Source organism: Rhodanobacter glycinis, from assembly GCF_006438785.1.
Lineage (GTDB): Bacteria > Pseudomonadota > Gammaproteobacteria > Xanthomonadales > Rhodanobacteraceae > Rhodanobacter > Rhodanobacter glycinis_A.
In genome coordinates this window covers 956,601-975,565 of record NZ_RCZB01000001.1, presented here as the reverse complement: position 1 = coordinate 975,565, position 18,965 = coordinate 956,601, and the positions used below count along the sequence as shown (strand labels likewise).

General features: G+C 56.0%; 19 protein-coding genes and 1 pseudogene. 12 read left to right on the top strand and 8 right to left on the bottom strand.

The annotated features are described in order from the left end of the window. Positions 1-26: 26 nt before the first annotated feature. On the bottom strand, positions 27-635 hold the full coding sequence (locus EAH75_RS04810) for an acyloxyacyl hydrolase (RefSeq protein ID WP_343182727.1): 609 nt from the start codon (positions 633-635) through the stop codon (positions 27-29). A 652-nt stretch (positions 636-1,287) separates the two neighbouring features. On the opposite strand from EAH75_RS04810, the gene EAH75_RS04805 reads away from it, so the two are divergent. From EAH75_RS04805 to EAH75_RS04775, 6 genes are all read left to right on the top strand, one after another. Further along, positions 1,288-2,589 carry an NAD(P)/FAD-dependent oxidoreductase gene (locus EAH75_RS04805; RefSeq protein WP_140804591.1) on the top strand — a complete coding sequence of 434 codons (1,302 nt, stop codon included), beginning with the start codon at positions 1,288-1,290 and terminating at the stop codon, positions 2,587-2,589. 425 nt (positions 2,590-3,014) lie between these two features. Then, a complete protein-coding gene (locus EAH75_RS04795; protein WP_140804589.1) occupies positions 3,015-3,650 on the top strand; it encodes a paraquat-inducible protein A in 636 nt (211 codons plus the stop codon). Positions 3,651-3,757: 107 nt separating this feature from the next. After that, positions 3,758-4,264, top strand: a complete 507-nt coding sequence (locus tag EAH75_RS04790; protein WP_241668889.1) for a paraquat-inducible protein A — start codon at positions 3,758-3,760, stop codon at positions 4,262-4,264. Continuing rightward, the gene (locus EAH75_RS04785) at positions 4,257-5,912 is read left to right on the top strand and encodes an intermembrane transport protein PqiB (protein ID WP_140804585.1); all 1,656 of its coding nucleotides are present in this window, start codon (positions 4,257-4,259) and stop codon (positions 5,910-5,912) included. Before EAH75_RS04790 ends, EAH75_RS04785 begins: the two co-directional genes overlap by 8 nt. Beyond that, the gene (locus tag EAH75_RS04780) at positions 5,909-6,502 is read left to right on the top strand and encodes a PqiC family protein (protein WP_140804583.1); all 594 of its coding nucleotides are present in this window, start codon (positions 5,909-5,911) and stop codon (positions 6,500-6,502) included. Before EAH75_RS04785 ends, EAH75_RS04780 begins: the two co-directional genes overlap by 4 nt. A gap of 592 nt (positions 6,503-7,094) precedes the next feature. Further along, positions 7,095-7,838: a helix-turn-helix domain-containing protein gene (locus EAH75_RS04775; RefSeq protein WP_161596290.1), complete on the top strand. Its 744-nt coding sequence runs from the start codon at positions 7,095-7,097 to the stop codon at positions 7,836-7,838. A gap of 20 nt (positions 7,839-7,858) precedes the next feature. Here the strand turns inward: EAH75_RS04775 and EAH75_RS04770 are convergent, their stop codons facing one another. Continuing rightward, positions 7,859-8,497, bottom strand: coding sequence for a response regulator (locus tag EAH75_RS04770; RefSeq protein ID WP_140804579.1), 639 nt, complete (start codon positions 8,495-8,497; stop codon positions 7,859-7,861). Positions 8,498-8,790: 293 nt separating this feature from the next. Here EAH75_RS04770 and EAH75_RS04765 point away from each other — a divergent pair, with 293 nt between their 5' ends. From EAH75_RS04765 to EAH75_RS04740, 6 genes are all read left to right on the top strand, one after another. Beyond that, positions 8,791-9,054 carry a hypothetical protein gene (locus tag EAH75_RS04765; protein ID WP_140804577.1) on the top strand — a complete coding sequence of 88 codons (264 nt, stop codon included), beginning with the start codon at positions 8,791-8,793 and terminating at the stop codon, positions 9,052-9,054. Between the two features lie 74 nt (positions 9,055-9,128). Continuing rightward, positions 9,129-9,353 (top strand): hypothetical protein, encoded by a 225-nt coding sequence (locus EAH75_RS04760; protein WP_161596289.1) that lies wholly within the window; start codon positions 9,129-9,131, stop codon positions 9,351-9,353. A 205-nt stretch (positions 9,354-9,558) separates the two neighbouring features. Continuing rightward, positions 9,559-10,017 (top strand): hypothetical protein, encoded by a 459-nt coding sequence (locus tag EAH75_RS04755; protein ID WP_140804573.1) that lies wholly within the window; start codon positions 9,559-9,561, stop codon positions 10,015-10,017. Positions 10,018-10,263: 246 nt separating this feature from the next. After that, positions 10,264-11,067 (top strand): acetoacetate decarboxylase family protein, encoded by an 804-nt coding sequence (locus EAH75_RS04750; RefSeq protein ID WP_140804571.1) that lies wholly within the window; start codon positions 10,264-10,266, stop codon positions 11,065-11,067. A 50-nt stretch (positions 11,068-11,117) separates the two neighbouring features. Next, positions 11,118-11,495, top strand: a complete 378-nt coding sequence (locus EAH75_RS04745; RefSeq protein WP_140804569.1) for a tautomerase family protein — start codon at positions 11,118-11,120, stop codon at positions 11,493-11,495. 82 nt (positions 11,496-11,577) lie between these two features. Next, positions 11,578-11,703 carry an SDR family NAD(P)-dependent oxidoreductase gene (locus EAH75_RS04740; protein WP_140804567.1) on the top strand — a complete coding sequence of 42 codons (126 nt, stop codon included), beginning with the start codon at positions 11,578-11,580 and terminating at the stop codon, positions 11,701-11,703. 98 nt (positions 11,704-11,801) lie between these two features. Here the strand turns inward: EAH75_RS04740 and EAH75_RS04735 are convergent. The 6 genes and pseudogenes from EAH75_RS04735 to poxB form a co-directional block, all read right to left on the bottom strand. After that, a pseudogene (locus EAH75_RS04735) lies at positions 11,802-12,017 on the bottom strand (thiamine pyrophosphate-binding protein); the annotation flags it as partial. A gap of 45 nt (positions 12,018-12,062) precedes the next feature. Beyond that, entirely contained in the window at positions 12,063-13,490 is a 1,428-nt protein-coding gene (locus EAH75_RS04730) for a TolC family protein (protein WP_140804565.1), read from the bottom strand. Then, positions 13,471-15,405, bottom strand: a complete 1,935-nt coding sequence (locus tag EAH75_RS04725) for an FUSC family protein (RefSeq protein WP_161596288.1) — start codon at positions 15,403-15,405, stop codon at positions 13,471-13,473. The genes EAH75_RS04730 and EAH75_RS04725 overlap by 20 nt, the downstream gene beginning before the upstream one ends. After that, positions 15,402-16,415, bottom strand: coding sequence for an HlyD family efflux transporter periplasmic adaptor subunit (locus EAH75_RS04720; RefSeq protein WP_140804561.1), 1,014 nt, complete (start codon positions 16,413-16,415; stop codon positions 15,402-15,404). Before EAH75_RS04720 ends, EAH75_RS04725 begins: the two co-directional genes overlap by 4 nt. A 14-nt stretch (positions 16,416-16,429) precedes the next feature. Beyond that, on the bottom strand, positions 16,430-16,738 hold the full coding sequence (locus tag EAH75_RS20020) for a YtcA family lipoprotein (protein ID WP_140804559.1): 309 nt from the start codon (positions 16,736-16,738) through the stop codon (positions 16,430-16,432). A 259-nt stretch (positions 16,739-16,997) separates the two neighbouring features. After that, positions 16,998-18,719: a ubiquinone-dependent pyruvate dehydrogenase gene (poxB, locus tag EAH75_RS04710; RefSeq protein ID WP_140804557.1), complete on the bottom strand. Its 1,722-nt coding sequence runs from the start codon at positions 18,717-18,719 to the stop codon at positions 16,998-17,000. Positions 18,720-18,965 lie beyond the last annotated feature (246 nt).

Here is an 18,965-nt window from a genome sequence, read left to right as displayed (position 1 = left end):
TGATCCAGGAAGGTCTCGGTGAGCGATTAGAGATTAAGGGCGAATCCTACTAGCGCCATCGTTTCCCCACGATTGGGTTTGTGAAGCGCACCGTTGGAGATATGACGAATCTGAAAACTGAAGTGCTGCCCCTGCCAACCGACTGTGCTGACGAATTCATAAGCGCTGCTCAAAGCCTGCGTTCGCCCGCTATGAAGCGCTGGCTGAAAGCTGACGAACAGTGACCGGTACCAATCGCCAGCGTCGCCGTAGTGGACTCGTACTCCGCATGCGACCAGTCCGATGGGGTTCTTCGTCGTGTAGCGGCCGTATTGGAAGCGCTGAATTTCGCGACCCTCGATCCAGCCCAGCGAGACTTCCGGTGACCAAGTAAAGCGACTTGAGCCGATGCTCTTCTCGTTGAATATGCTCTCGACGAATACAGCGGTCGTGCTGGTGGAGTCCATATAACTTGGACCACTCTGGATCTCCCAGCGGGTTGCCGCCATGGCGGGATGGATAGGGGCTGCAATGCTAAACGCGAGGAGGCCACGAAGGCACATGACATTGCGGTGGCGTATGGGCGACGCGCCGGCGAGATCGGAGGGGAGGTGGTTGCAGTCAGCTTGATAACTCGTCTCACCGTTTTGGATCATGGTGTCTGTCCCGACGTGTTGCTGTCAGGTACATCTTCCCTTCGAACAATCGCAGCTGTATTTCACGAATTGGCTGTGCATTGGATCAATGTGCTTTCCGGCGACGGATGGGCCAACTTCAGGTTCAAAGTGTTCGAAAATTGGGGCGACGACGTCTCCCCCAATCTGAGTAGCACGAAGCTTTAGAGTCCGATCCCATGTGACCCACCCCGATTCCAGGGCCATCAGCCGGTAGAGATTTCGACCTTGGATGTTGATCGCTTTGGTTTTGATCTCGCAGCGCACTTGAGCCCCTCAACGAATACTCAGGGCACGATGCTTGACTGTCTCTCAATATTGACTTCGCCGAGCTTTGGGTACACACGTCTCGTAGGTAGCACACGAGGCGAGGTGAATGTGTAAATCAACAACCAAGTTGTCATTTATTCCAATTCTTTATTAAGTGGTTCGGTGATAAAAGTTTGCGGATGATTTCAGTGGCAATGGCCTCGCCGATGCCTCACACACATTAGTCGTTCCGAAGGCAAGCCATGCCGCAGCACGCAAATATCGTTTCGGTTCTAAAAGTCGCTGATTTGGCCGGTCACATCGCGGGACCTGCCGCAACGACCATCCTCTCCGACTTCGGCCAAAACTTCGGAAGTCGCCGAACATGCCATTGAAACGAATCATCATTCTTGGTGGCGGCTTCGGTGGTGTCGCGGCTGTTCGCGCGCTGAAGGGATGCGATGCAGAGGTCCTACTGCTGGATCGTCGAAACCATCACATATTCCAGCCACTACTGTATCAAGTGGCAACTGCTGTGTTGGCCCCATCAGAAGTGGCTGCGCCGCTACGGCAGCTCTCCCAAGAGCAACCCAATCTGTCGGTGATGATGGGCGAAGTCACTGGTGTGGATCTTGCCTCCAAGATCGTGCGCCTTAAAGCCCCTGGGCTGCCAGAGCGAAGGCTGGCCTTCGACTATTTGGTAGTTGCCACAGGAGTGCACCCGACCTACTTCGGGCACGACGAATTTGCGGCCTACGCACCTAGTCTTAAAACACTGGCGGATGCAGAAGTAATTCGTGCACGGGTGCTCAGCGCTTACGAATTAGCCGAGCAGACAGACGATCTTGAGGAACGCTCCCGGGCCCTCACTTTCGTTCTGGTAGGCGGAGGTGCGACCGGTGTGGAACTCGCCGCTTCAATCGCGCAGATGGCTCGCATTACGCTGCGTCGCAACTTTCGACGCATTGACGCTGTCGACACTACGATTCTCCTTCTTGAAGGCGGCAAGCGCATTCTCGCCAATTTCGACGAATCACTTTCTCACAAGGCAGCTCGGCGGCTCGAGAAACTAGGGGTAACTGTCCGCACCGGCGTCGTAGTTGAAGTTGTCGACGAACGAGGTGTGTTCACTTCCGGTGAGAGAATCGAAAGCGCAACAGTTTTGTGGACGGCGGGTGTCCAGGCATCTCCGATTGTCAAAATGCTGGACACGACGACAGATCGTGCAGGCCGTGCTTGTGTTGGACCTTTTCTTTCTCTGGCAGATCACCCGAACGTATTCGTGGTGGGGGATGCCGCTGCGTTCATTCAGGCAGATCGGCCACTGCCTGGCGTTGCACAGGTGGCGATCCAGCAAGGTCGCTACGTTGGCAAACGGATTGCCGGAGAAATTCGGAAGCGCCGGTCAGATTCGAAACCCTTTGAGTATTTCGACCGAGGCAACATGGCCGTGGTTGGAAAGAATTTTGCTGTCTTGGAGCGCGGCCGCATCCGCACAAGCGGCTTCGCAACCTGGCTCCTCTGGGCGTTCCTTCACGTGATGTTCCTGCCGCAGCTGCAAAACCGTCTACGGGTTCAAATGCAGTGGCTCTGGTCCTATTTCAGTGGGCAACGCAGCTCGCGTTTGATACCCGAACCTCTGAGCGAAAAACCTGAGAGGGTCGTGCCGCCAGTGGGCACTCGCTAGTGGAATCACGCTGCTACCATTCTCGTGCGAGCCATTCGTTTTGCGTTGAAGCTAGCCAGGAGGCCGTGGTGCCGCGGCCATAGGCGGACTTGGTGCGGCCTGCCTGCCACGATATCTATGTCGTCGGGCGTTGTCGTCCGGCGAACTGATCGAACTCTTCGACACGGAGAGCACCTGGGCACCCCATGCAGGGAAGTTGTATGCCTTGCTGCCTACTCGCCGTTGTAACACGCTGGCCGTGAAAGTGTTCCTTGAATTTGTGCTGCCTTGTCTTGGCGAAGTGCTCTGAGAAGTTGACTGGAAGCAGCGATGACTCGAAAGAGTAGAAAAATTTTACCGAAAGTGAGGTTGGCTATTGGAAGGGCTTCGTAGAAAGTAGTAACAATCATCAAAACTCATGTCATTACGAGAGGTGCGGTGGCGACATGAGTAAAGAGGTGCACATTCATCCCGATCTCATGCTCTGCGAGCAGTGCGATGAGGTCTACGACCGACAGACCATGGCGCAAGGCGCCAGTTGTTTCTGCAGGCGCTGCGGTTCACGGCTTGGAAAGGGGGCGCTGCTTTCGATCGGTGCGTGGCTAGCATGGACGATCACAGCCGGATGCTTGTTCATTTTTGCCAATACGTTCCCAATGGCGACCATCAGTCTCGACGGTTTGCAAAGCGAAGCGACCGTGTGGCAATCCATCTCGGCGTTGGCGCAAGGGCCTGGGACGCCTACGGCAATCGCCGCAGGAATCGTCATCATTGGAATACCGGGATTTCAGATCGTACTCCTATTGTGGCTGCTGTCATTTGCCGTTGCTGGAAGAGCGTGTCCTTACTTCGTCAACATCTTGCGCTTTCTTCATGTCAGCCGCCCCTGGGGCATGACCGAAGTTTTCTTGCTCGGCGTGTTGGTGGCCATCGTTAAGTTGTCCAGCTACTTACATGTGGTGGCCGGGGCAGGGGTGGTCTGCGTCGCGTTGCTTGCGCCACTTATGGTGGTTATTACAGCGCACGACACTGACGAGCTGTGGCGCCTGTATGAGAGGCATTTGCCATGTCGAATGGTGTGAGGGCGTGCGAACTCGATTTGGTCTCCTGTCACCTCTGCGGAATGGTTCGCGACGGTCGATCCCGCTGTGAGATTGAGACGCTCTATTGCGGGCGATGTGGAAGCGCCTTGCGTGTTCGGAAGCACAATTCACATGCGCGATCAACCGCCTATCTCATCGCGGCATTGGCGTTGTATATCCCCGCGAATATCTATCCGGTGATGTATACGAAGATGCTGGGTGATGAAGCTGATAGCACGATCGTCGGCGGCATCATGGAGTTTTGGGAATCCGGCTCGTGGGATATCGCTCTGCTGATTTTTCTGGCCAGCGTCGCCGTGCCATGCACGAAGTTCATCGCCATGAGTTTTCTATTGTGGAATGGATCGACCACGGAACACGCGATGGCAGGCAAGACTCGACTTCTGAAGTTCGTCGAAGGGATTGGCTATTGGTCGATGCTCGATGTCCTTGTCGTAGCCATTGTTGCCGCGCTTATTCAATTTAATGCGCTTGGTGTCGCCGAGCCGCGGCTCGGTATCGTTTTCTTTGGTGCTGTGGTGGTGCTGACCATGATGTCTGCGCTTAGCTTTGATGGGCGCTTAACGTGGGATCGAAAGGTGGATCATGGCTGAGCCTACAACCTCTCCTCCAGGCCCATTTCGCGATCCCCGTATTCAACCTCGAAGGCACCGCACACCGATCGTGTGGGTCATTCCTATCATCGCGATCGCGATCGGCATTGGCCTGCTGGTCCATGCAAAGCTTCAACAGGGCCCCTCGGTCGTGGTGACCTTCGACTCAGCCTCCGGTTTGCAGGCGGGCAAGACCCTCGTCAAATATAAAGAAGTCGTTGTCGGCACAGTCAGTTCGGTTGCACTGAATGACGACGACCGCGTTCTGGCGACGGTGCAATTTGAGAAGAGCGCGCAGCGCCTGCTCCACGCCAATACGCAATTTTGGATGGTGCGTCCACAAATTGGTCCTGGGGGGATATCGGGAATCGATACATTGCTTTCCGGGGCCTATATCGCACTTGATCAAGGCACCTCAGGAAAGTCAAAGAAATCCTACGTCGCGCTTGAGAACCCTCCGATGGTTACCAGCGGAGAGCAGGGGCGTAGTTTTGTATTGAAGACGGATGACCTGAATTCGATCAATGTGGGTTCGCCCTTGTATTTTCGACACATCGAAGTGGGAAGAGTATCGGCATACTCACTCGACGGTGCGACGAAGACCGTTGCAATTAGTGTCTTCGTTCGCGCGCCTTACGATCAGTTTGTCAGTGACGCCACGCGATTCTGGAATGCCAGCGGGCTGGATGTATCGCTCACCTCCACCGGACTCAAGATGCGAACTCAGTCGTTGGCGACGATTGTGTCCGGAGGCATCGCATTTGATAACGCCTCCGAAGCGAAAGACTTGACCGAGGTTGCACCGGACACGGTATTTCCGTTGACGGTCGACCAGGACACGGCGATGTCCGATCGCGAGGGCACGCCTATCTTTTTTCAGCTTCGCTTTCCGGAGGCCCTTCGAGGTTTAGAGAAAGGGGCTGCGGTTGAGTTCTTCGGAGTCAACGTGGGAGACGTGCGCAAGGTCGCCCTCGATTACGACCCACCTACACGAAAGTTTAGCGTGGTCGTCGATCTGGTTGTTTACGCACATCGATTGGGGCCGGTGCTAGCCAAGTTTCCGTCAAGCGAGGGCAATGAAGCGCAAGTGGCCAGCTTTGTCGGATCCATGGTGAAAGATGGATTGAGAGCACAAGCGCGCTCGGGAAATTTGCTCACTGGGCAGCTCTACATATCGTTCGACTTTGTCCCCCATGCATCTACCGTATCGTTTGACGAGCAGCGCAGGCCTCTGTCGATACCCACCGTTCCGGGCAGTTTGAGCCAATTGCCAGAACAACTGGCCGGCATGGTCAATAAAATCCAGAAAATTCCTTTCGATTCGATCGGAAAAGGGGTCGATCACGACGTCGCTGAACTGGGTAAGACACTCCATCTCCTCAATACGCAGACCATTCCTACTGCGCATGCGACCCTGGGGCAGGCGACATTGACCCTCCAGACAGCCAACGGCGCGCTGCAACCCGAGTCGTCTCTACAAACGAACCTCAACCAACTCCTCGTCGAGTTGACCCGACTGAGTTACTCCCTGCGAGGTTTGTCGGATATGTTGAACGAACATCCGGAATCCTTGATCCGCGGTCGTCCGAATGCTTCGTCTTCCGACCACTCTTCGGGCGGCGAAGCACCGCAAGGCGGTCATCCATGAAGATCTATGCGATGGTGATCGTGTTGGCGCTTCTTGTGGGATGTGCTTCCACTGGTTTCCGATTTCACACCCTGCAACCGGGGACCAGCAATCCAGAGACTTCGGCCTCGAAGTTCAAGGCACGCTTGACAACGGTGCAAATCCCCGCAGAAGTGGATGCCGCGGAATTGGTGGTTCGCGATAGCGGCAACACCTTGATCCGAGAGCCAGCAGATCGATGGGCCGCGCCTTTAACAGATGAAATCAGGGCTGCCTTGGGGGATGCCTGGCGGCAGGACTACGGTTTGGATGATGTTCAAGGCGTCGACAGTACGGGGGCCTCCATCCCGCAAGTAGGCGTCAAAATTCAAAAGCTCGATGCGACGATGGGATCTCATGTTGAGCTTGTGGCCAGCTGGTGGGTTTCTCTGGACCAAGGGGAAAAGATGAAGTCATCGTCATGTCAGCGTGTTTTCTTCGAGCATGCGACCGGCGGTATCGATGAATTGGTCGACGCCGAGCAACGCGTCTTCCGCTCCCTTGCTGGGGACATGGCCTCGTCTGTGATTGCCATGACCAACCGCCAGCCTCCCTTCTGCCCTGAGCATTAAATCGATTCGCGCCAAGACCTACATGTCGCCACTCATCTTAGCGGCGACATATAGCAACGTCTCTAAATTCCAATGTTTTCTATCGAGCCTGAGCATAGGCGTCAAGCAACTCTCGGAAGAGGAGCCAGCCGCCACAGCGGCTGACTAGGCCACGAATTCGATCGATCTCGACCACGTGTCCGGTTCGTCTCTGGCTACGGTGTTATCTGACATGCCCAGGCCTAAGCGGTGATGTCCGCCTTCCGACACGAAACGAACTGCTCTGACATGTCGACATACACTTTTGAGCCATTCGAATTATTCCTTTGGGTCAAGAATTCTACCCTGATGGAGGCATCGGGCAGCTCTGAATGCGCGTAACGTTTAGATGAGCGCAGGTGTACATATCAGGTTGAGAGAGACGGCTATGTATGAAGGTGCATATGGTGAAAGGTTAGGACGTTCGTTTCAGATAAGTAGTCCGCCTACGCTTCAGAGTCAGACAAAGGAAGGAAGCCGACTCGCTGTTACAGAGCTGAGTATCGACAAAGTCGGCTACGGAATGACCTCGCCGATAGGAAACGATGATGCCTATCTAATCTGCTTGAACTTCATGCAGCAGACCGCGCACGAGTTGTGGTGCGATGGTCGATCGGTATGTTCGACGGCATATGAGGCGGGCACCACATATCTCCTAGATTTACGCAGAGATCCTTTTATATACATTGGCGATCCGCTTCATTCGTTGTATTTCTACATGCCGCGAAGCGCGATCGGCGAAGTAAACGGAGAATTCGATGATCCGAGTGCCGGGGACATTGCTTTGCAGCCTGGCGAATGCGTCAAGGATTCAACCATCCTGTGCATTGGCCAAACGCTGTTGACTATCCTTCGTAATCCACAGGGTTTTCATCAGCCGCTCGTAGACCACCTCCTTCAGGGCGTATGTGCTTACTTCGCTTCAAACTACGCCGGGTCTTCGTCTACTAGCACCATCGTCAAAGGTACGCTCGCCCCATGGCAACAGCGGCTAGTCATGCAGATGATGCGTGATCGACTATTTGAGGGCATTTCGATCTCTGAGCTCGCGGAAGCCTGTGGCCTGTCCGCCGGGGCGCTAGTGAGAGGATTTAAGAGGAGTACCGGGGTGTCGCCACATCAGTGGCTACTCAACCGTCGCATCGACCTGGCGATCGAACTCATGTCGAGCACCGATGCGTCCTTGGCACAAATTGCCTTTAATGCTGGCTTTTCGGATCAAAGTCACTTTAGCCGCGTCTTTGCGCAAAAATCGGGTGTGACCCCCGGTGTATGGCGCAAGTCCCAAGCCTCCTCCAGAAGAGCGGAAAGTGCGTAGTTGGTTAGGGCGCCAGCTCGCTAGGGTAACGAATCCAGGAAGCCACGCTTGACGGCGATCATCACGGCGTGAGTGCGGTCCTCAGCGCCCAGTTTGGCCATGATGCTCTTCATGCGTGCCTTGACCGTATCTTCGGTGACATTCAGTGCCTCAGCGATATCGCGATTACTGCGTCCTTGAGCCACAAGAGAAAGAACGACAACCTCACGATCAGTCAGTCTCTCTCGTCCCGTATGGCTTGCAATTTCTTGAGCTACCTCAGGGGCCACGATATGGCGACCAGCGAGTGCACCACGTATCGCCTTAATGATTTCGTCACGACGAGCGGTCTTCAGAAGGTAGGACGTGGCGCCGAGCGTAAAGGCTCGAACCACTCGCGCGTCTCCAGGGAAGGTCGTTAGCACGATGATGATCGCGTCGGGAAATTCGGCACGAATGGCGGTAATGGCCTGCAACCCGTCCATGACAGGCATCTGGAGGTCGATCAACATGACGTCGGGAAGCAGCTTTCGAAACTGATCGATCGCTTCCTTGCCATCGGCGGCTTCGCCGGCTAATTCCATATCGGATTCTTGTTCGATGACTGCCCGCAACCCGTCTCGCATGACGGGATGGTCATCCACAACGAGGATCCCGAATCGTTCTTTGGTCTCGCTCAAAAGAGTCACCTGTTCTCCACCACACGCACCAAAAATCCGGATGTGAGCGGGATCCCCACTTTGTCCTCAAGCGTAGCGACTATGCGCTGACGTATGGGGCAATTCAATGCTCAAAAGTGTATTTTTCTTCGTTACCTAGCACGGCCTATTGCTCCCCGCATACGGCGGTGCCAACCGGCGTGGATTCCAGCGGGCGATTTGGAAAAACCCACATTCCAGTGCAAAAACCTACAAGAAGAAGATCGGCATTGTGCGTACTGTAGCCTGCACTGGCCCGTGATGAGGATTGCACGATGGCGACACACCTTTTGGCGGCCACATGGCAGAAGGCTCCCACAACCAATGCCGCTCACAATGGTGTATTGGATAAGGACTTCGAGGCTGTGCTGCGATTGGCTAGAGAAATCGACCATGAAGAAGAACGCTTACGCGATTGGTACCTGACGGCGAAGATAAGTGAACTCGGCGGCAAGACGGCTAAGGAATTGGTCCAGGCGGGTGATGTCGGCCTCGTTATAGGTTTTTTGAGATCGATTGGGCGTGGCTATCGCGACTGATTTTTGGGGTCACGCACATGAGAGAGAGAAATCCATTCGAGACGGTGAGCGCGCAACTCGAAGAGGCCTATTCCATGAAGGAGAAGACAGCCTTTGTCGCGTTCTCGATCCTTGAGGAGCACCTCAGCGATTTCTCCAATACGCTGATAAGCGGGCTTGGCGACCGGGCGCGCGCGGTGCGATGGATGTGCATGCATCACAGGGTGTTTGAAGGTAGAAACGCCTATCAAGTCATCGCCGATGGCGAGACTGATCGGCTTTGGGAGGAAGTGACCCGTGCTTGCGGCCTGGCTGACTGAGTTCGTTAGGTATCTGCGAAGGAGTGATTTTTCATCCTTCGTCGTCAACTTTGTCCAAGAACGGAGTGGTTTCGGGTGCCATAGTCACCTTGATTGAGTCCGCATCGCAACACGCTTCGTTTCATGAAGCATCTATCTACTTCTCACGAAAAACTCGCCAAGCTCGTAAAGAACGCTTAGTGCGCTGAGTGCGGAGGAATTCACCATGACAAATATTTCGTCGATCATCAGCTGTCTTTTCGCGGCCCTCTCCGGGGCGGCGTTGACGTGGCTCGTGATCCGTATACCGGGTGAATACGCCTATGCGAGCGTGTGGCTCATGCCAACGGTAGCCGCCTTCTCTGCGTGCGCGACGGGGTTTGTGGTTATGTATCGCAGCATGGAACATAAAGTGGCTTTAGCCGGGAAGCCATCTAGCTCTCCTCAACTACTCTCGGGCCACCTACGCATGGCCGGCGTGTTCGATTCCGTCGGTAGGGTATGCATCGGTACAGGCGTCTTGAGTGCATTGATTCAAACAATTTCCAGTCCGGCTCATTGCAGTTGGGAATTGCCGTTCGCCATGGGTGTGGGCATCTTGGTCGGCGTCAAAGTCTTGAGAAAAATATCCGTTCAGCGTGTTGAAACAGGGTCCGGGCCTTTTTCAGGATTTACTGTCAGTTGAGCATGTTGCTTACCGTTGAGTGTTCGGTCGAATGACCGATGGCGAAAAAGATCGTCTCTGGCAAATGCTGGAGGAGCTGTTCGGGACACAATAACTCTGATCAGCATTCACGTCGCGGCGTAAGTTTTCTGCTTTTGTAGTCATATTTGTTCATGACCCGTCGAGCTGTGAATGTCATCGTATTCGCCCGGGCCATAGTCGTGTCGACGGGCCGCTCTTGTCTGACGTTCATCCAGGAGATGCCATATGAAACGCAATTTTTTCGTTCCCCTGACACCCCGCGGTCTCTCCAACATCTCTCCGCCTCCGCCTTGGCACTACGCCGGCGATTTCCTCGTCATTGACTTCTGGGCGCGTCCAGACGCTGTTGCGTCTCTTCTGCCTGCGGAGCTGCAGGAAGATACCAAGGCGGAAGGACACGCGCAGGCGTACTTCATTGATTGGCAATTCACCGGCGAGCATGACGAGTTACTGAATCCGGCACGATATCAGTACCGGGAATTCTTCATACTCGTTGATGCGTTGTTCGACGGTAAACCGGTTGCATTCTGTCCTTATATCTTCGTTGATAACGACGCGGCGATTGCGCGCGGTTTGGCGCAGGGTTTCCCAAAGCGCCTAGGCTCGGTTTTCCAGACGCGCACGTTTAGTGCGAAAGGCCCCGCTGCCACCAAGCTCGCAGCCGGAAGTCGATTTGGCGCGAGTGCGTCAACGAACGGGCAGCGCATAGCGAAGGGTATCGTTACCCTTGAAAAGCCTGTAACGGACCCTGCTGCCCTGGGTTCTCGTCCTACTATCAATATGCGTCATTTCCCCAGACTCGCAGCTGGACAGTGGGAGCGTCCTGCTGTGCACGAATTGGTGGAATCCATCATGGATAATTTCACGGTGGCTGATGCATGGATGGGTAAGGGCGAGCTGACGCTGCCGGAGTGCGAGAACGAGGAGATTTCGGACCTTTCACCCGTGCGATGCGGCAACGGTTATCGGATGTGTGTCTCGTATTCCGTGACTGATCTCAAGACGCTGGTCGATCATTCGGTGAAGTGACGCCTGTTGCGCTGCGCTGGTGCCATCAAGCATTAGGGATAGATAAACTTATGCCTCTCTACACGCTAGTGACACAGAAAGGAACGCTCGATGGTCACGCCAAAAATCGCTTGGCGAAACAATTGACATCGTTTCACTCCGAATATGCTGGTGTACCGCAAAACTGGGTGCATGTAGTGTTTCAGGACTTTGAGCCGGGCGATGGTTTTAGTGCGGGCGAAGAGGCGCCTACTGCTGCGCTTACCGTGCTCATTCGGTCGGGGAGGTCGGCGGAATACAAAAGGAAATTTCTCACCGAGTTGTGGGCCATGTTTCAGGCAGCAACCGCTGCGCCTGACGAACAAATCGTCATCGGAATACAAGAGGTGTCTCCAAGTCAGGCTATGGAAATGGGGAAGGTCATGCCTGACGTCGCAGGAGAAGAGTAAAGCGGATGCCCATGTACGGTGTTAGTCCATGGCTTCCTCTTGGTCACACTGTTAGGCGGCCTATCAATCTGGAGGCGTCGCGGTGGATCTGGGAATCACAGGAAAGACCGCCTTGGTTTGTGGTGCCAGTCAGGGACTGGGGCGGGCATGTGCCGAAGCGCTAGCTGCAGAGGGTATCAACGTGGTCTTGCTGGCGCACACACACTAGCGACGCTTGAAAGCGCTCCGGATGAAATACGTCAGCGCTACCAGGTAAACGTCTCAGCACTACCTTGCGGCGTCACCACGGAGCAGGGGCGCCGCGAAGCTACCCGCGCAGACAGTCAATTGGCCGGTCAAGGCTGCCTCGCAGCCGGCGGCGAAGGCACCTGCTGCTTCATGGCGAACATGCACCCATTCAATGGTGCTCTTGTCGAGATGTTCGGCGATCAGATTAAGGGTATCGCCGACGATGCCGTAGCAGCGTTTGACACCCGCTTGTTCGAGGACTTCCACGATGATTTCGGCGACTTTCTTGCTCATGGCACACTCCACTGCTTGGATGATGCAAGAGATGGATGGCAGGCGTTATGGCGATACCGGTTGACGACCGAGTGCAAGATCGAGCGCGGCCTTGGCAATTTGCACATCGGCATCTGCGTCTTCCTGATCCGCCTGCGCTTGCGCGAGAACCGCCTCGTTATTCATGAGATCGGTAATGCTGCTGAGACCGCGTCGATAGGAATCCAAGGTCGCTTGATAGGCGACGTCTGAGGCCTTTGTGTAGGCAAGCGACTGCGCGCGGTTATCGAGGCTGGTTTTGAGATTGTTATAGGCCTGCACGACTTGCTGTGAAGCACCGTTCTTGGTGGCTGCCAGGGAATCTTCGGCAGCGGATTTCTCGGAAAGGGCGACTGACACGTTGGTCGCGCGCGCGCCGCCATCGAATAGTGCCCATTCGAACGAAACGAACACGGCATTGCCGGTACGGTTAATCGACGAATAAGGGCTGCCGTCGCTGCTGATTTCGCCAATGTTCTGAAACATCTGTGCAGCCAAACTGATCGTGGGACGATAGGCCGCCCTCGTTGTGTCGACTTTGGCTTCTGACGCTGCCACCTTGTCCTTGGCAGCGAGAATGTCCGGTCTTGATTCAAGCGCATCATCGATCAGCACGTTAAGCGGCCTCAAGGAAGCCGACGTTGCGACGTCCGATGGTGTGGCGACTTGAAAGTGACTTTCGGGTGGTAAACCGACTGTCGCGACAAGGCCTGCAAACGCGATATCGGCGGCACCGGATGCTTTGGTGAGCGCCAAATGCATGGCAGCTGTCTGACGCTGAGCTTCGGCCAACTGCACTACCGTGGCGCGTCCATGATTGCGTTGGTCGAGGACGGCCTGTTCGGCAAGTCCGGCAGCGTCGAGGGCTTTCTGCGCGGCACGAATGCGTCCTTGCGCGGAGACGGTATCGAAGTAGGCTTCCGACACTTCGTAGATCAGCTTTTCCTGCGTCCCCAAGACCGCCGACTGCGCGGCATCGGCGTTGTGTCGGGCCTCTTCGACTTCACCTTTGCGCCGACCGAAATCGAACAGGAGCCACTTCATTTCGAGGGTTGGAAAAACCTCACGCGTCGACGAAACGAAGTAACCCTTCGCCGAGACGGTCGGTGGAATGGCTAGCGGCGTGCGTTGGATACCACCTAGCGCCTTGAGGCTAACCTGCGGCGCGTATTGGCTCTTGGCCAATCGCGTCGCCAGGTCCGCCTGGTACGCCTGTTCTTCAACTTCGCGCGTTTGCGGGTTGATCGACAACGCCAATTTCAACAGTTCAGCCAGCGAATAGGCTCGGTTTTCGACCGCGGGGGTATCCGCTGCCGCCGGCGCGGCGGTGGTTGTCGACGCCTGTGCCCACGAAACGGGCGCGTCGTTCGCGAATGCAGGCGTGGAGTGAGCCCAAAGCGCGATGGTAACGCCACAGCCGACAAGGAGCGACGATCTATAGCAAGCGCGATGCATGATCGATCTCTTCGTTCAGGCGCAGACGGGCACGGCCGGCAAGTGACGTCGGATCCGGCAGGTCAAGGAGTAGCGAAGCGGGAGCAGCTCCTTTGGAAAGCGCGAGCAGGCGCTGCGACATGTGAAGATCGGCGGCAGCTGGGGAGGGAACCGAAGACTGCAGGCGTCGTAGGACAAAGGTCGAATTGGCCAACCGTTCCATGGCAGATGCTTCGAGTTCGGCGGTATGAGCTGGCCGACGGCGCTGAATCCATGATCCTTCGAATACCGAGCGCGACTTCAGCAACTCCGCTTGTTGGGCATTGGTGTTGATGTCGATCCGCAGGTCTGCGGCAGCTTGTGCCGACGGGGCGACAAGGAGTGCGCTTAGTTTCTCCAGCGACGACAACCAAAGGTTGCGTGCGTGCTGAAGCGCGCTGACGGGCCAAAGACTTGTGAAAAAGACACTAATCCAGATGTTTCCGATCACGATGCCGACAACGCGATCCCGAAGTACCGTCAAGTCGCTTGCCGGTGCGTACCCTTGTAACACCCCTAGAAAAAACGCAAACGCCATTTGCATGCCGGCGTATGAAATGTTTTCGCTGCTCGTGGAGATGCATGCGCAAAATGCGGAGACGGTAGCGACAAGCAGGCATAACTGACCGATATCTGTCAGCAACGGGATGACGAAGACCAGGCACAGGCCGCCGAGGATACCTCCCAAAACGGCGCCAGAAATTCGTAGTGTCAGCTTATGCACACTTTCGCCGAAGGTGGTCAGAGAAACGAAGAAGCATGTCGTGACGGCGGTACTGATGCCTGGCCAATCCAGCAGCGAGTAGGTGGCGTAGGCGGCCAAAACGGCAAAAGTCACTTTGAGCGAGTAGCGCACGTATGCCGGGTTGTGAAAGGCATCGGGCACAAACAGCCGACGAGCAGCGGTGGCGTGAGCATTTGAAGTGCCCACCTGGGCGTGCCCGCTGGCTTCCCTACGCAACTCCCAAAGCGCCAGACGAAGGGCTGCATACACGGGGTCGGAGTCGGATTTTACGCCCCCTTGAGCCATCGGAACGGCCGCGTCGTCGATTCCTCTGCGCTCGAGAAAGAGCGCCCGGCTTTGGCGAACGCTCGAAGCCAATCCATGCCGGGAGGTCGCTGGAAGCTGCGGCGGCAAAGCCCGGGCGATCTGAAGTATCTCGAGCATGAGCCCCAACAACCGTTGATCTTCTCCCGCGAATGCCTTGAGCTTTTTGTCCCACAAAAGGGCTTTCCCTTTTAGCTGGTTAAGCGCTACAAGCTTTTCGCGCAGCAAGGACGGGTCCTGGGAAAGCGGCAGTTCGATGTAGTCCGCGACGGCGTCCATCAACGCCGCGGCTCGTTGACGGGAAAGCGAAACGGGGCTTTGTCCGGTCAAAAGATTGAGCACGATGACGGTAAAGACAGGTATGGCGACCACGACCCAAAGCCACAGCACGATGTGCGTAACCGCCTCGGTATTGGGTGCGTTATCGACAAGTGTTTGCGAAAGCACCAGGACGAAGCCAGAGAGAAAGGCGATGGGGCCCAGCGTGCTCGTCCGCGACAGGAACATGCCCAAGAACGTACTCAGGGCCAGCAACGGAATCCGTAGCGCGGGTTCCGACGCGTCGAACACGTAGAACAGCAGCGAGAGCGCGGCCGCAAGCGTTACGGCGACCAGTCCACCGATCGCGCCGATAATCGTTGAAGCCGTGTCTTCCTGACTAAGAAGAAAGATCAGGTACGCCACGTAAGCGGGCAGGGGTATTTGAAATACCATGGCGACCGTAACCGCGATGGCCGTGCCTGTCGCGATGCGCGCGATGGAGCGAATCCGCACTGCATCAAGCTGTAGCTCACGGCGCAGTAGCGTTGGTAGTCGTGCAGGGGAGGCGCTGTCGCTTACGGCAGTCATTTCGCCACCTTGACCGAAGCGGTGGCGCCGATGCGCAAGAAGCTCGTTTCGGCATGATCCAAGCGCACCCATACCGGGAAGCGCTGCGCAACGACGACCCAGTTGAGGTTTCGATCGACCTCGGGCAATCCAGGGCCAGCCTGTCCCTCCGGTTGTACGCCTGCTCCAAGGCTTTCCACCGCGCCTTGAAGCGGATGCTCGTCGTAGCCCATTACCCAGACCGTGGCACGATCGCCTACCTTAAGGTGATGCAGATCCGTTTCACGGAAATTGGCGATCGCATACCAATGGTTGTTGTCGATCAGCGTGAAAAGCGGATGGCCCACGACAGCGAACGAGCCGATCGACAAATTGAATCCGGCGATTCGGCCATCGACCGGCGCCCGAATCACCGTCTCACGGACGTCACGCGCGGCCAGGTCCCGGGCTGCTTGGGCTCCGAGCAGCTGCGCCTTGAGGCTCTCCACGTCGCCGATGGCTTCCTGGGCTTGCGAGGCCTGTTGAATCGTTGCTGCCAACTGTGCGTTGGCCGTGCGCTCGCTCGTACGCGCTTCGTCCATTTGCTGTGCTGTCACGAAGCCTTTCGCCAACAGAGGCGCCATGCGCTCGACCGTGTTGTGCTCTAGCGCAAGTTGTTGGCGTGCGCGATCGACTTCGCGAGCAGCTGCTTGCGCACCCGAACCTTGCGCTGTTACCTGACGACTGGTCAGGTCTATTTCGGCCTCCAGGGCCGCGACCTGCGCATTCGCCTGACGAAGCTTCATCTCAAACGGTTCGGGATCGATGCGAAGCAGCACGTCGCCCTGGTGGACAAATTGGTCGTTCTTGATGTCGGACTCGACGATGCGACCGCTCACCTCCGGCGTAATGCCTGCGCTGTAGGCAAACACGTAGGAGTCATGTGTGCGAGGGCGCTGGTCCAGGACAATCATCGTCGTGATCAGCATCACTACTGCGCTGGCAATCGCAACAAATGCGATGATTCGACCCAGAGTTGTCTTTTCGGACATGCGTGGTGTCTCCTTCATCCCAGCCATAGCAGCCAGATCGCCAGGGTGACGGCCACCCACGTGCACAAGTAGACGACCACCGGAATCGGTAGCCCCGCGTCGATGCCAGTTTTTCCAAACACGGCGCGCAGAACCACTACGCCGGCCAGTCCAAGCAATGCGCAAATCATCCAGGTCGGAAAATAAGATCCCAAGATATTTCGAGAAGGGGACGCGCTACACGCAGCCAACGCGGCGACCGAGGTCAGGGCTAGCGCGGCACGCCACCAGGCTCTTGCTTGCAGTAATGAAACCCGTGGCTTCGAGCATCGACGTGAATTCATGGTGCGTTATTTCCTGGTATCAGCGTCATTTGCGCGAGAGTCATAGGTGGATTTGGCGGCCAGTAGCGGAGCAAGTACTTTTCGAAGATGCGCGACTTGTCCGGCGTCCACGGTCGTTTGTTGATCTCCCCAACCGGTCCTGACGAAACTCGGAATGTCCGCAATATCGTGATCCGAGAGGTGGTCTGCGAAAGGCGGCATTGTGAACTGAGCGGGAGTCCTGACCCCTCGGTGCAAACGCGTGATGCGATTCTCCTGGTCAGCGAAGTAGGTTAACTTTCGCCAAGTCGACCAACTGGCTTCCTCGGCCATCGAGAACCGCCTTGATCATGAAGAGACCGAATTTGTAGGCTTCATCGAACGTTGTCGTCGGCGGCATTGCCAATTCCTGGCGCGCGCTAACAACGTCCACTAGCGCGGGGCCGTCGTGGTTGAACGCTTCAACGAGCGCCGCGCGAAGGTATTGTGGATCTTCAACGCGAATGCCTCTGACACCCGCGGCGTTCGCCATGTCTGCGAAATTGGGATTGACTAGGTCGCAGCCGGTATCCACAAAACCGTTGGCCTTCATCTCCATCTCAACGAAGCCCAAGGTTCCATTATTGAGCAGGATGATCTTGACCGGGAGCTTAAGTTGTACGAGCGAAAGGAAATCGCCCATCATCATGGAGAAGCCGCCGTCGCCAGACATTGAGATCACTTGGCGTTGGGGGAAGGTGACCTGCGCGCCTATTGCGTGCAGCATCGCGTTCGCCATGGAGCCGTGGTTGAACGAGCCGACGATACGGCGCTTACCGTTGACTTTGAGGTAGCGCGCCGTCCAAAGAACGGGGGTACCGACGTCGCATGTAAAAATCGCATCCTCAGCAGCTAACTCGCTGACGAGTTGAGTTACGTATTGCGGATGGATTAACTTGCTGCCTTCCCTGGGTTCGGCCAGTTTATCAAGGCCTTTCCGCGCCTCTTTGTAGTGAGCGAGAGCCGCGTCCAAATGGCTGGAGTCGACCTTTTCGGGAATCGAGGGAAGCAGGCTCTGAAGTGTTTCCCTCACGTCACCAATGAGGCCAAGCTCAAGTGAGCAGCGATTGCCCAGTGCTTCGGGGCGAATATCGATCTGCGCGATCTTGGCGTGTGTTGGAAAGAATTGGCGGTATGGAAAGTCGGTGCCTAGCAGCAACAATGCGTCGCAGTCCTTCATGGCGGCATAACCCGACGAGAAGCCCACGAGTCCAGTCATGCCGACATCGTACGGATTGTCATACTCAATGAATTCCTTGCCGCGCAAGGTGTGAACGATCGGTGCTTTCAATCGCTTGGCGAGCTCGATCACTTCGTCGTGCGCTCCGGCGCAGCCTGCACCACAGAAAATGGTGACGCGTGTCGCATCCCTCAGCAGGTTCGCCAGTCGTTTGAGATCCTTCAAGGAGGGGTGAATGATCGGCCTGGTCGGCACCACCCAGCGTGGCGGCTCAGCAACCGCGTCCTTAAGTGCGACGTCGCCAGGTATGACGATAACCGCCACGCCGCGTCGAGCGACAGCAGCGCGGATGGCGCGCCCAAGAATCTGTGGGAGCTGGCTTGGATTCGATACCAACTCCACGTAATGGCTGCATTCCTTAAAGAGTGATTCCGGGTGCGTCGACTGAAAGTAATCGATGCCAATTTCGCTACTTGGAATGTGCGCCGCGATAGCGAGAACGGGAACACCGCTGCGATGACAGTCGAAAAGACCGTTGATGAGGTGAAGATTGCCCGGACCACAACTGCCAGCACAAATAGCCAGTTGACCCGTCAAATGCGCTTCTGCACCGGCGGCGAACGCAGCGCTTTCTTCGTGACGTGTGTGGATCCATTCGATGGCGCCGGACTTGCGGAAAGCATCTGTCAGGCCGTTGAGCGAATCTCCAACGACGCCGTAAACGTGTTTGATGCCCGCTAGCTCGAGTACGCGGGCAATGTATTCGGCAGACGTCATGGCCATACCTGCGATCTCCTTACAATGAAAGTCAACGCACACCTGGGTGCCAATCATGCGAATCGAACGAATCCGAAGGTAGTTGGACAGCCTGAATCGGCTGATGTCCGTGCAGTTCTTTCTTGAAAGAACCAAGCTCTAACCGAAGACGACGTTAGCGCCAACGTAACCCGATAGGCTTGTACGCGATTGACCGGATATGTACGAAAACCACGTGACTTGTTTGGTCTACGACTTTGTCGAGTAAATCGA